Source organism: Aquirufa aurantiipilula (genome assembly GCF_019923745.1).
GTDB lineage: Bacteria > Bacteroidota > Bacteroidia > Cytophagales > Spirosomataceae > Aquirufa > Aquirufa aurantiipilula.
The window spans coordinates 170,477-183,066 of record NZ_JAANOG010000006.1 but is presented as its reverse complement, the minus strand read 5'-3'; the positions used below and the strand labels follow the sequence as shown (position 1 = coordinate 183,066).

Annotated in this window: 11 protein-coding genes; 7 read left to right on the top strand and 4 right to left on the bottom strand. The window is 37.3% G+C overall.

What is annotated here, in order from left to right; all coding sequences use genetic code 11:
• The first annotated feature begins 68 nt into the window (after positions 1 to 68).
• Positions 69 to 944 (top strand): alpha/beta hydrolase, encoded by an 876-nt coding sequence (locus G9H60_RS08690; RefSeq protein ID WP_223143664.1) that lies wholly within the window; start codon positions 69 to 71, stop codon positions 942 to 944.
• A gap of 187 nt (positions 945 to 1,131) precedes the next feature.
• On the opposite strand, the gene G9H60_RS08685 is transcribed toward G9H60_RS08690, so the two are convergent.
• Both G9H60_RS08685 and G9H60_RS08680 read right to left on the bottom strand, forming a co-directional pair.
• A complete protein-coding gene (locus G9H60_RS08685) occupies positions 1,132 to 2,532 on the bottom strand; it encodes a Gfo/Idh/MocA family protein (RefSeq protein ID WP_223143663.1) in 1,401 nt (466 codons plus the stop codon).
• A gap of 21 nt (positions 2,533 to 2,553) precedes the next feature.
• Positions 2,554 to 3,510 (bottom strand): TolB family protein, encoded by a 957-nt coding sequence (locus G9H60_RS08680; protein WP_223143662.1) that lies wholly within the window; start codon positions 3,508 to 3,510, stop codon positions 2,554 to 2,556.
• Positions 3,511 to 3,650: 140 nt separating this feature from the next.
• Between G9H60_RS08680 and G9H60_RS08675 the strand changes: the two genes are divergently transcribed.
• The 3 genes from G9H60_RS08675 to G9H60_RS08665 all read left to right on the top strand — a co-directional run bounded on the left by G9H60_RS08675 (position 3,651) and on the right by G9H60_RS08665 (position 7,073).
• Positions 3,651 to 4,376 carry an NUDIX hydrolase gene (locus tag G9H60_RS08675; protein ID WP_109324846.1) on the top strand — a complete coding sequence of 242 codons (726 nt, stop codon included), beginning with the start codon at positions 3,651 to 3,653 and terminating at the stop codon, positions 4,374 to 4,376.
• A gap of 364 nt (positions 4,377 to 4,740) precedes the next feature.
• Positions 4,741 to 5,892: an esterase gene (locus tag G9H60_RS08670; RefSeq protein WP_223143661.1), complete on the top strand. Its 1,152-nt coding sequence runs from the start codon at positions 4,741 to 4,743 to the stop codon at positions 5,890 to 5,892.
• Positions 5,893 to 5,924: 32 nt separating this feature from the next.
• A complete protein-coding gene (locus G9H60_RS08665; protein ID WP_223143660.1) occupies positions 5,925 to 7,073 on the top strand; it encodes an esterase in 1,149 nt (382 codons plus the stop codon).
• A gap of 72 nt (positions 7,074 to 7,145) precedes the next feature.
• Here G9H60_RS08665 and G9H60_RS08660 read toward each other — a convergent pair whose 3' ends face one another.
• Positions 7,146 to 7,445 carry a hypothetical protein gene (locus G9H60_RS08660; RefSeq protein WP_223143659.1) on the bottom strand — a complete coding sequence of 100 codons (300 nt, stop codon included), beginning with the start codon at positions 7,443 to 7,445 and terminating at the stop codon, positions 7,146 to 7,148.
• Between the two features lie 145 nt (positions 7,446 to 7,590).
• Here G9H60_RS08660 and G9H60_RS08655 point away from each other — a divergent pair, with 145 nt between their 5' ends.
• The 3 genes from G9H60_RS08655 to G9H60_RS08645 are packed head-to-tail and all read left to right on the top strand — an operon-like array spanning position 7,591 to position 11,243.
• Positions 7,591 to 8,487, top strand: coding sequence for a sugar phosphate isomerase/epimerase family protein (locus G9H60_RS08655; RefSeq protein WP_223143658.1), 897 nt, complete (start codon positions 7,591 to 7,593; stop codon positions 8,485 to 8,487).
• Between the two features lie 3 nt (positions 8,488 to 8,490).
• Positions 8,491 to 10,191, top strand: a complete 1,701-nt coding sequence (locus tag G9H60_RS08650; protein ID WP_223143657.1) for a GMC oxidoreductase — start codon at positions 8,491 to 8,493, stop codon at positions 10,189 to 10,191.
• A gap of 50 nt (positions 10,192 to 10,241) precedes the next feature.
• Entirely contained in the window at positions 10,242 to 11,243 is a 1,002-nt protein-coding gene (locus G9H60_RS08645) for an NADP-dependent oxidoreductase (protein ID WP_223143656.1), read from the top strand.
• Between the two features lie 78 nt (positions 11,244 to 11,321).
• Here the strand turns inward: G9H60_RS08645 and G9H60_RS08640 are convergent, their stop codons facing one another.
• Entirely contained in the window at positions 11,322 to 12,530 is a 1,209-nt protein-coding gene (locus G9H60_RS08640) for an FAD-dependent monooxygenase (RefSeq protein ID WP_223143655.1), read from the bottom strand.
• Between the last annotated feature and the right edge of the window lie 60 nt (positions 12,531 to 12,590).

Below are 12,590 nucleotides of genomic sequence, written 5' to 3'. Positions count from 1 at the left end.
ATGCTTAAAATATTGCAAAAAACCGTTGAATAAGCCATATTGTATCTCAAACCAAATACTTCAATTCCATGAAACAAGTACGTTACTTTTTATTTCTGTTTTGTTTAAGTCCATTTTATACTGCGTATTCTGCCCAAGTAGATAGCCTAGATGTACCTAGTAAAATCATGAAAAAGGCCTATAAAGCTGCGGTTGTTTTACCATCTGATTATTCCAAATCAAAAAACTCATTTCCCGTTCTTTACCTCTTGCATGGAGGAGGGGGGCATTTTAGTGATTGGTTAAAGTTAACTCCCGACAAATCCCTCGTTCAAAATTTAGCGGACCAATATCAAATGATCGTGGTGATGCCTGAAGGGGAAACCTTTGGTTGGTATTTGGATAGCCCGTTCGATCCGAACAGTCAATTTGAAAGTTATATCATCAAAGAAGTTATTCCTACCATTGACCAAACCTACAGGACAGTAAAAAGCGCTAAAGGGAGAGTCATTACAGGACTTTCTATGGGTGGACATGGAGCCATGTACCTTTCTACTCGACACCCGGATGTATTCAGTGCTGCAGGCTCCATGAGTGGTGCTTTAGATATGAATTTTACCAAATTTCGCGTTAATGAATCATTCGCCAAATCATTACAAGATCGCTTCACAAAACTATTGGGAACGGCTGATACTTCTAAGGATATTTTTGTAAACAATTCGGTTGTTAACATGACTGACATTATTAAAAAGAATGGCTTACCAATCATCATAGACTGTGGAGTCGATGATTTTCTTGTTGATGTGAATCGCGAATTACACCGACGTTTGGTATACAATAATACTCCCCATGAATATACTGAAAGACCAGGGGCTCATACTTGGGAGTATTGGCAGAATTCTTTACCTAGTCATTTCTTATTCTTTCAAAAAGTATTTAAATCAAACGGTGTAGCTGTTCAATAATCCTGCGGAATTTACTTCCTAAATTGATTATAGTATAGCGTTTTCTACCGCGGTATAAATCATACCACACCCTATCTTTTTTGCCATACTATGCAACGCGAAATAGGTTTTAATGAGCCTTCTATAAAATCAAAAAATTCACCTAATTTGGGTGAATTTTTTGATCATTATTAAAATAGAAAACGGTTTATTTCAGCTTCATTTTTACAGGATCCCATTGAATAATTTTCTTGCTTAAAAAACTTTCATTGCATGACAATGCAGGTGCTGCAGCTCTGAATCCAAATTCAGCATCTTCCACGACTGGTTTCCCTGTCCGGATAGAATCGAAGAAATTAGTAAAGTGGTCCAAATGATCATCATAACCAACTGGTGCTTTAAATATTATATCCTCTTTTACTTTTCTTCTTCGTTGATCTGGAGTCCATTTTGCATCATAATCTTTTTGCATTTCCTCTTGCATGCTTTTGGAGAATGTAAATAATGAATCATAGCCCCCAAACCCCGGTGCTTCAGGCATTAGGCTATGTTTCAGAGTGATGTTATTTCCGCTCACTTCTATCACCCCTTCTGAACCAATTAAGCGAATTATCTCTTGTCCTCCTGTACCACTAATAAAATTAACTTGCAAAGTCATTAAAAATGCCGCATGGTCTTTGTTTTTAGGATATTGCAAAACGCCTGACATTACATCAGGCAAGTTTCTCCCGTCCTTCCAATAGCTAAATTGACCCGTACTATAAATGCTTTCAGGGCCTTTGGAATTGGTCATAAAATGTGTTCCACTCAATAAGTGAATAAATAAGTCGCCAGCTACTCCAGTTCCCACCTCTTTAAAAGCTCTCCACCAAAAGAATTTCTTGGCATCAAAAGCCATCTTCTCAGTAGCTTCGATAAATTTATCCCAATTTGTAGTTAAAGCACTCGCATCCTTAGGTATGGTATATTCCCAAGCACCAATAGAGCTTTGTCGATCATAAACAGCATTCACCATATTGAGCTCGCCGATCTCTCCAGCGGCTACTAATTCTTTGGCTTTTGCATAACCGATACTACTCACACGTTGGCTACCTACTTGCAATACTTTCCCTGATTTTTTTGCAGCTTCCATGACTGGATAACCTTCACTAATTTTATAAACCATGGGCTTCTCACAATAGACATGTTTTCCTTTAGCTAAAGCATCCAACGTTATTCTAGCATGCCAAACATCCGTAGTGCAAATTAATACGGCATCAATATCCTTTCTGTCTAATAAATCTTTGTAATTATTGGTGGTAAATAATTCCTTCCCAAATTGCTCTTTTGCGTTTTCAAGTCTACCATTATATAAATCACAAATACCAGCCAATTCAACTCCAGGTACTTTCAGTGCAGTTCTTAAATCAAAATGTCCTTGAACTCCATATCCAATGACTCCAATTCTTATTTTATCATTGGAAGTAATTTTCTTTTCATAAGTCAAAATCCGCTCCTCTGCCTTAGCACTAACTCCTAAAGTGGCAATAGATGATGTAGAAGCCAACAAGCTTGTAGCTCCGATTTGTTGAAGAAATTTTCTTCTTGAATTTGCATTTTCGTTTTTCATACTTTTAGATCAAAGGTTTTATTATTTAACGGAATAACTAACAAACGCAATTTTTTGACTGTCTGGACTCCAAGAAGGAACATTAATGGTTCCCTGGCCTCCAAAAAATACTGACGTAATATCTTTCATTTCCTTTGTTTGTACATTCATCAATCGAAGTTTTACTTGCTTTCCAAAAAGATGTCGCTGCTTTTCATCAGAAGTATAAGCAATATAAACAATCCATTTATTGTCTGGCGATGGATGTGCAAACCAATTTGAATTATTGTCGAAAGTTAATTGCTCGGGATTCGATCCATCAGCTAACATTCTCCAAATTTGCATATTTCCTGTTCGATATGAATTAAAGTAAATGTATTTCCCATCAGGTGAATAATCAGGTCCATCATCTAAGCCTTCCGATGCCGTAAGTCTTGTTTCCTTCCCTCCATTTATACCAATTGAATAAATATCATAGTTTCCATTTCGCTCTCCACAATAGACCAAGGTTTTTCCATCTGGCGACCATCCATGCCAAAATGACATCACTTCTGAAGTAATTCGTCGGGGAGTTCCTCCATTTATAGGCAATACATAAATCGCAGACTTATAAGACTTAGGAGAAGGATCATTTTTATCATTATGACTGATCACTAACCATTTTTTATCTGGTGATATCCCATGGTCATTATTACAAGCAGTAGCAAAACCTGTACTAATTTCTGACATCTGACGTGTTTTCAAATCAAAGCGATACAATTTACCATAGCTGTTCATAATCAAATAATTATCTGGGTGCCAATTCGGTGCTTCAACATGCGATTTGATGGATTTCAAGGTGTCTAATTTACCTGTTTTAATATCAATCGTATGAATGAAACTAGTGGTATCAGCCATGATACTGGCCTGTGATTGAAAACTTAGCACTTGGATAGCTAGTACAATTAATACCGTTCTTATTCGCCTATGAATAAGTTGAAAGCGTTGTAAAAGATTCATGATGTTATATTTTGGTTCGGCCAAATATAGAAGAATTTTTTATTATCTAAAAAATAGATAATAAAAAATACAAGAAAGTTTTTCCTCTGAAATTATTGATTTATCTTACTTTCGTATTATCCAATTGGGAATCGCCTCACATGAAAGAATTTAATTTAGAACAATATTTACCCCATTTATCCATTGACTGTGTCATATTTGGCTATGAAGGAAAGGAATTAAAAATTCTAATTTCAAAATCAAAATTCGGAGATAACCTTTGGGCTTTGCCTGGTGGTTACATCAAAAAGACGGAAAGCATCGACAATGCAGCAAGTAGGATTTTATTTGAAAGGACTGATTTAAAAAACATCTATTTAGAACAGTTTAGAGTTTTTGGAAGTGAGACAAGGATTATTCAAAGTAGTTTTAATGAAACCATGAGAGCTGGTTATCGGCAATATGATTCCAATAGGTTTACAGATGAGGTTATTTCTTGGTTAACAGATCGATTTGTATGTATAGGTTACTATGCCTTAGTTGATATCCAAAAAGTAACCACTCAAACAGGTGAGTTTGATGAACTATTGGAATGGCGAAATATTCATGATCTACCGGTCATGATGCATGACCACAATGACATTGTTCTTGAAGCTTTAACTGCACTACGACTTAACTTAGATTCTAAATTAATTGGTTTTAACCTTCTGCCAGAAGTCTTCACCATGAGGGAAATTCAAGAGCTCTATGAAGCAGTATATGAACGAAGCTTTGCTATTAATAATTTCCAAAAGAAAATACTTGATTTAAAGGTATTGGAAAGATTAGAAAAAAAATTTACTGGTGCTCAAAACAAGGCTCCATATTTGTATCGTTTTGCCAAATAAACATACTTTAATTTCTATATTTTCGATTAGGTAATAGTAACATATTTCGACCCATCCCCAGGTACCTCCTTCTGTTCGACATCAAATCACCTTCCATTTCTCGATCTATACGATTTATATATCAACAACCTCCCTTTCCTGCTAAGTTGGAAATTTGTAATCTCCATTTAATTCCATTTAGATAGAGGAAACCAACATTCTCCTGAGAATAAGAGGTTAAATTAGAATCTACAATTAACAAAGAATTGGTTATTTCGAGAATTTCACTGTTTTCGTCGCAATTTTTATCATGCGACCAAAATTATCTGTAAATTAAAAATATTATAATTACATGTTTAAGCAACATTTTCAATAACCGTATGTTATGAAAACAAAATCCTCCTTTTCATTTTCTTTAGTGCTGCTAGGTATAATACTCTTTTCGGTCATTACATCTCAAGCCCAAGAAATAGCCAATTTTAGAAGAGTAGCCATTGTATCTCCGGAAATAGGGGAAAAGACCGTCACCTTTCGGATATCTGCCCCAAAAGCCAAACTTGTTCGCCTATTTGGTTCTTGGATGAAGAGTTCTGATTCATCAACAAACATGTCGAAGGATTCCCTAGGCACTTGGTCTGTAAGTATTACAAAACCCAATGCCGAATTATATACCTATCATTTCATCGTGGACGGAATGAATGTCAATGATGTAAATAACATCTTTTTGCAACGAGATGGCGTTCGATATTTAAGTGTTTTACTGGTACCAGGTGAACAAACAGCTACTTATTCTGAGGCAAATCAACGGGGTAACTTAAAAAAAGTATGGTATGAATCTCCAACCATTGGTAGCAATCGACATATGTATGTTTATACTCCATATGGGTATGAAAATTCCAATCAAAATTATCCAGTTCTTTATTTACTTCACGGTGGCGGTGGAGATGAAGATGCTTGGAGTACTATGGGTAGAGCCGTTCAAATTCTTGATAATTTGATTGAAAAGAAATTAGCTGTTCCCATGATATGTGTGATGCCCAATGGAAACCCTGGTCAACAGGCTGCTAAAACTTCATTGATGGAAGAAAAAGTCTATGATCGGAATGACCCAAAATTTCAAAATTTATACATCACAAGTATCGTAAAGGATATCATTCCCTATGTAGAAACTAATTTTAGAGCTATTCCAAATGCCGACTCAAGAGCCGTAGCCGGACTATCCATGGGTGGAGGACATACGATTAGCGTCACCAACGAATTCCCTGGTACTTTCAATTACATCTGTCCACTTAGTATTGGAGTTCGGACTATCACTCCAGAATTTGAAGCAAAACTTCAAGGAGTAAAAAAAGCTGGATATAAATTATATTGGTTTGCCTGCGGAAGTGATGATTTCTTATGGGAAATGGCCAAAACCACAGAAGCGGCCTTAACTAAAAATGGATTACCACATACTTTTTATGTTTCACCTGGAGGTCATACTTGGGCTAACTGGAGAATCTATTTAAAGACATTTGGACAACTACTTTTCAAATAAGAGAATCATCACTTGATTAAAAAATTGATCACATGACAAAGAAACATCTATTTTCAATACTTTTCGTCCTTTTAGCATGGGGTTCTTATGCTCAAGAATTAGCCAATTTTGCTGGACAAAAACCGATTATTTCTCCTGAAATTAAAGATCAGGAAGTCTTTTTTAGGATTTCAAATCCTTATGCCGATACCGTTAAACTTTACGGCTCTTGGATGGAAAAACCCACTCAATCTGTTTTGATGAAAAAAGATAAAACTGGACTTTGGACTGTTAGCATTTCAAAACCCAGCTCAGAACTTTATACCTATCATTTTATCGTCGATGGAATTACTGTAACAGATCCCTATAACGTTCTTATGCAGCGTGACGGAACCCGCTATTTAAGTGTATTGCTTATTCCAGGAGAATTAAGTGCCAACTATTTTGAAGCCAATAAACGGGGAAACCTATCTCAGGTTTGGTATGACTCTCCAACCATTGGCGTAAACCGAAGAATGTTTGTATATACCCCATTTGGATACGAATCAAGCAAAGAGAAATATCCTGTACTTTACCTATTACATGGAGCAGGAGGAGATGAAGATGCTTGGAGCACCATGGGTCGCACCCGTCAAATTATGGACAATTTAATTGAGAAAGGTTTAGCTAAACCGATGTTGGTTGTCATGCCTAATGGAAACCCTGGCCAACAAGCAGCTAAAACTTCCATGTTACCCGAAAAAACCTTTGATAGAAATGATCCTAAATTTGCCGACTTATATGTCAATAGTATCATCAAAGATATCGTTCCTTACATTGAAAAAAACTTTAAGGTAATTGCCAATCCTAAATCAAGAGCCATTGCTGGTCTTTCCATGGGAGCTGGACATACCATCCGAGTTACCAATTTGAATCCCGGATTTTTTAGCTATATCTGCCCACTAAGCAATGGCATTAGAATAGCAGATGAAAAAGCAAAAGCAGATTACAATTTACAATTTCAAAACCTGAAAAAAGCGGGTTATAAATTGTATTTCTTGGCTTGTGGAGATTCCGATTTTTTAATTGAGCCTGCTAGACTTTTGGATAAAACCTTGACAGAAAATGGTCTTAAACATACGTTTTTTGTCAATTCTGGAGGCCATACTTGGTCTAATTGGCGAATTTACTTGAACAATTTTGCACCTTTGCTCTTTAAATAAACCTAGGTTTCATTCCAACAAAAAGGCCTCAAACTAAATGCTTGGGGCCTTTTTTGTATCATGATACATCCATTATTTTTCATTCTTTAAAAAAAACGATATCAGTTCTTCCCACTCCTCATCCAAAGTAACATGGGGACGGCTTTTTTTAGCACGAGCATACCAATAGTCTGCATTCCAAATATCCCCTTCTTTTCGATGTAAATAGGCATGTACCCAAGCAGAATCTCGATCATTCAATTGATCTACTTGCGCATGCGCCTTATCCCAATCCCCCTTGGCATCGTACCAAAGACTCTTCAAAATCAAGTCAAAATTGGAGGGAGGCGATGATTGTTTTAGTGTTTCTTTAAACGAAAGAATGTCATTCATACGATAAATTCAGTTTATGACTTCAATTTAAAACAAAAATATTGATCAAAACGGAATCACCGTTTTCGTTTAAATGCCTTATGTCATTTCATGGCAAGTTATAAAGATAATTTTATTACATTGAACGTCATATCTAGGTGAACAAATGAAAAACCGGCGTGCATTTTTAAAACAAAGCTCAGGACTTATAGGTCTATCAGCCTGGCATATATTTCAAGCACCTAAAGCTCTTTTGTCCTTTTCCACTTTAGGCTGCCCTGCTTGGGATTTTCCTCAAGTCATACAGCATGCCGTAAAAAATGCCTATTCAGGAATTGAAATAAGAGGAATAAAAGGAAATTTAGACCTTCCTACTCATCCTATATTTTCCCAGTCGAATATTTCATCCACAAAGAGGCAAGTACAAGATGCTGGTTTGAAAATTGTCAATTTGGGTTCATCCGCCAACATGCATTTTTTAGATCCTAAAAAGAAGCAAAGCAATTTGGATGAAGCTAAAAAATTCATCGAGCTAGCTAGTCAATTATCCTGCCCATTCATTCGCGTATTTCCGAATGACCTACCCAAGGATCAAGATGAAAAAGAAACCGTCCAAGCCATCATTCAATCATTGATAGAATTAGGAAATTTTGCCAAATCTTCTGGTGTAAAAGTCCTGTTGGAATCCCACGGAAAAGTGATCAAAAGTGATATGTTACTCCATATCATGCAAGAGACAAATCATGCCCAAGTGGGTTTGGTTTGGGACTTTTTTAATATGTGGTCCATTACAAAAGAACCCCCTGCTCAAGTCTATTCCCTTTTGAAAAAGTATATTTTACATACGCATATAAAAGACGCCATCGTTTCAGATTCAGGGGAAAAATACACGCTTTTGGGTGAAGGAAATGCCCCCGTTAAAGAGGCTCTTCTTGCATTGAAATCAGGAGGCTATACGGGATATTATAGTTTTGAATGGGAAAAACTTTGGCATCCAGAAATACAAGAACCAGAAATTGCCATTCCCCATTTCTCAAAAAACTTTTCCAAATTTTGGCAGTAAAAAATGAGCTCTAAAGATAAAAATACGTTTGATGCCATAGTCATTGGCTCAGGTATCAGTGGTGGATGGTCTGCCAAAGAACTAACAGAAAAAGGCTTAAAAACACTTTTACTGGATCGAGGTAGAGATGTAAAACATGTGGCCGATTACCCTACAGCCATGCATCATCCTTGGGATTTCCCCCATGGAGGACAAGTTCCTTTGGAAATTAAAAAGGAGTATCAAATTGCCAGTAAAAACTTCATTTTTTCCGAAGCTACCTCTCATTTTTTAACGAAAGATGAAGAACAGGCATACATTCAAGAAAAACCTTACGACTGGATTCGAGCCTACCATGTGGGTGGTAGATCCCTGTTATGGGGCCGACATACGCAGCGCTGGAGTGATTTTGATTTTACAGGTCCAGCACGTGATGGCTTTGCTGTCGACTGGCCCATTCGCTATCAAGATATAGCGCCTTGGTACAGCTATGTTGAAAAATTTGTAGGGATTTCTGGAAATAAAGATGGATTGGAAACATTACCCGACGGAGACTTCATCAAGCCCTTTGAGCTTTCCTGTGTCGAAAAACATTTTGGCCAAGTATTAAAAAATAAGTACTCAGATCGACATGTCATTATAGCACGTACAGCCAATTTAAGTCAGGCAGATAAAATCCACATGTCCCTAGGTCGTAGTCAATGCCAGCATCGAACGCTTTGTGAAAGAGGCTGTCCTTATGGGGCATATTTTAGCAGCAATTCAGCCACATTGCCTGCCGCTTACGCTACGGGAAATTTAACTTTAAAAACACATGCCATTGCCCATTCCATCATTTTTGATGAGAATAAAAACAAGGCCATTGGGGTTCGAGTAGTGAATGCATTAACTCATGAAATGGAGGAATATTTTGCCTCTGTTATTTTTGTAAATGCTTCTCCTTTGGCCACTAATTTAATCTTATTGAATTCCATTTCTTCTCGTTTTCCCAACGGACTAGGGAATGATGCTGGAATTTTAGGAACACACATGGCTTTTCATAGTTATCGTGGTAGGATTACCGCAGAGTATGAGGGGGAATTAGGTTTTAAAACAGAGGGGAAAAGGCCTACATCTGGCTATATCCCTCGCTTTAGAAATGTATATAAACAAGAAACAGATTTTCTGAGAGGCTATGCCAGTAACCTTTCGGCAAGCAGGGTTACGGAAAATCCTTCTCAAGATTTTATAGGAGAATCATTGAAGCAATCTTTGATAAGGCAAAAGCTGGGAAATTGGCACATCAATGTCGGCATGATGGGGGAAACCATTCCCAAAGCTCATTCTACTGTTCGTTTGGACAAAGAACTAAAAGATAAGTATGGGATTCCCCAGCTCCGCGTTTCGATAGCTTATGATGAAAATGATGAGAAGATGTTAAAAGATTTTCATCAGCAATTTACCGAAATGTATGAGGCGGCCGGTTTCAAAAATATACAGCCCATTGATACCAAACGTTTACCAGGAAACGAAAATCATGAGATGGGAGGAGTGCGAATGGGCAGAGACCCTAAAAGCTCTATGTTGAATGCATTTAACCAAATGCATCATTGTAAAAATGTGTTTGTCACAGATGGCTCTTGCATGACTTCCACTTCTACCCAAAACCCCTCTTTGACTTACATGGCCCTGACAGCTAGAGCTGTGGATTATGCAATCAGAGAAAAAAAGAAGCGGAATTTATAATTCTAAATTGACCTTCTTACTCTAAAATATAACCCTCAAGAACATATAAAATGAAAGCCTACACGATAAATAAATACGGTAAAGAAGAAAAATTTCTACAATCAGAAATCCCACAGCCTACAGCCAAAGACCACGAAGTATTAATTCAAATACATGCTACAAGCATAAATCCATTGGATTTCAAACTGAAAAATGGGGAATTTAAACTATTCATGCCTTATAGATTTCCTTTGATTTTAGGACATGATTTGGCAGGGACTATTGTTGAAATTGGTTCCAAAGTTAGCCGTTTCAACGTTGGAGATGAGGTTTTTTCTCGTCCTGCTGATTATCACATTGGTACTTTTGCTGAATATATTGCTGTCAATGAAAATGATATAGCACTAAAACCTAAAGGCATTTCTTTTGAAGAAGCCGCTTCGTTTCCTTTAGTAGCACTTACAGCTTGGCAAGCGATGGTGGAAAAAGCCCAACTGAAAAAGGGACAAAAAATCTTTATTCAGGCAGGTTCTGGCGGCGTAGGAACCATTACCATTCAATTGGCGAAGCATCTAGGTGCAAGCGTTGCAACTAGTACTAGTGCCGCTAATATGGACTTAGTGAAAAGTTTAGGGGCAGATGTAATCATTGATTACAAAACACAAGATTTTGAAACCATATTAAAAGACTATGATGTGGTCTTAAATAGCCAAGACGAAAAAACGCTAGAAAAGTCTATGCGAATTTTAAAACCAGGTGGAAAAGTCATTTCCATTTCCGGTCCTCCAGATCCCGCTTATGCCCAAGAATTCCATTTAGCTTGGTGGATGAAGGTTATTATGTTTTTTATCAGTAGCAAAATCAGAAAGCAAGCCAAGAAATTAAACGTAGAATATTCCTTTTTGTTCATGAAAGCCAATGGTCAACAATTGGCAGAAATTAGCAATCTGATTGAGTCGGGAGCTATCCGTCCAGTGATTGATAAAATCTATCCTATTGACCAGCTGAATGAAGCGATGGACTATGTTTCTAATGGACGAACCAAAGGAAAAGTTGTGGTGAAAGTGAAGTGAATTGGATGAACAATCAATACTATAAAAAGAGAGAATCAGAATTGAAAAAATAATTTCATATATCTAACTCCCCCCTTTTTAAACACTTACTAGTTTCGAATAATCCGGTAGTTCAATCGTATCATCGGTGGATGACTTTTCTTTTCCAGAAAAAAGAGAACCCAATTTTTGAACGGCCTTGCTAGAGATAATTTTGATGATCGTGTTCAACAAGAATATCCCCATTTTCGTTTTGGGATGTGCCAATTTGGGAACGCCTGGCGGAAGTTTTTGAATCTTGGTTACATAAGGCCTAAATACTTTTTCATAAGCAGCAAAGGCCTGTTGGTGATCCGTATGTGTGGAAAGTTCTCCTGCCAGAATATATGCTCCCAAAACGGAAAGACTTACGCCCATGCCTGTCAATGGTGAAGGACAAAAAGCGGCATCTCCAGTCATAGCACACCGACCTTTGGACCATCTAGGGGCTATTACTTGACTGATGGCATCAAAATAGATGTCCGTATTATTTTCCAATGCAGATAAAACTCTTTTGACCTCCCAACCCGCATCTGAAAACTTTTGTTTGAGTAAGGATATCTGTTCCATGGTGGATAATTTTTCATATCCCATGGGTTCAGATAAAAAAGAAAATGAAGCTCTTGTAGTCTCTTCATTATCTGGCCGCATGACTATAACTCGAGCATTACTTGCATTATACCATCTAGCCCAACGACTATCTGATGCGGCCCTAGGAATGGTAAAATAGGAAACATAAAGACCCACAGGGCGGACTACAGGTTCTTCTCCGAAAATTAAACCTCGCGTACGTGAGCGAATACCATCCGCACAAATAACTAAATCAAAAACCCGGATTTCACCGTTCTGAAAGGTCACTTTTACACTTTCTTCTATTTCGTCCAACTGTATTATTTGATTCCCAAAAAGGTATTCCACATCATCCTTAGTGTGATTATATAGTATTTTTACTAAATCCCCTCTGAGAATTTCCAATTCGCTAGTTCCCAAATTAGATTCCCCTTTTGGTAAAGCAGCTTGTATCACATTAGCTTCATTCACGAATTGAACACCTAATTCACCCGTGTCTGCGGCTCTAATTTCATCTTCTATGCCCATTAACTGTGCCACCTTTTGTGCTGCTCCTTTGATATCTACATTTTGTCCACCAAGTCTTAATGATTCAGCACGTTCTACAATGGTCGTTTTAAAACCATATCGATTAAGCCAGAAAGCAAGAGTGGGTCCAGCAATACTTGCACCAGAGATTAATACTTTTTTTTGAGTCATTTTTGGGAAAAAATACGAGTACGATTGATTAAGTAGTAGCCAAAACAAAAGCCTCTAAAT

What these genes read in the sequence shown, in the direction of transcription:
- G9H60_RS08665 (WP_223143660.1), top strand. Translation starts at nt 5,925, where the DNA reads ATGACAAAGAAACATCTATTTTCAATACTTTTCGTCCTTTTAGCATGG.
- G9H60_RS08650 (WP_223143657.1), top strand. Translation starts at nt 8,491, where the DNA reads ATGAGCTCTAAAGATAAAAATACGTTTGATGCCATAGTCATTGGCTCA.
- G9H60_RS08690 (WP_223143664.1), top strand. Translation starts at nt 69, where the DNA reads ATGAAACAAGTACGTTACTTTTTATTTCTGTTTTGTTTAAGTCCATTT.
- G9H60_RS08685 (WP_223143663.1), bottom strand. Translation starts at nt 2,532, where the DNA reads ATGAAAAACGAAAATGCAAATTCAAGAAGAAAATTTCTTCAACAAATC.
- G9H60_RS08670 (WP_223143661.1), top strand. Translation starts at nt 4,741, where the DNA reads ATGAAAACAAAATCCTCCTTTTCATTTTCTTTAGTGCTGCTAGGTATA.
- G9H60_RS08645 (WP_223143656.1), top strand. Translation starts at nt 10,242, where the DNA reads ATGAAAGCCTACACGATAAATAAATACGGTAAAGAAGAAAAATTTCTA.
- G9H60_RS08660 (WP_223143659.1), bottom strand. Translation starts at nt 7,445, where the DNA reads ATGAATGACATTCTTTCGTTTAAAGAAACACTAAAACAATCATCGCCT.
- G9H60_RS08655 (WP_223143658.1), top strand. Translation starts at nt 7,591, where the DNA reads ATGAAAAACCGGCGTGCATTTTTAAAACAAAGCTCAGGACTTATAGGT.
- G9H60_RS08675 (WP_109324846.1), top strand. Translation starts at nt 3,651, where the DNA reads ATGAAAGAATTTAATTTAGAACAATATTTACCCCATTTATCCATTGAC.
- G9H60_RS08680 (WP_223143662.1), bottom strand. Translation starts at nt 3,510, where the DNA reads ATGAATCTTTTACAACGCTTTCAACTTATTCATAGGCGAATAAGAACG.
- G9H60_RS08640 (WP_223143655.1), bottom strand. Translation starts at nt 12,530, where the DNA reads ATGACTCAAAAAAAAGTATTAATCTCTGGTGCAAGTATTGCTGGACCC.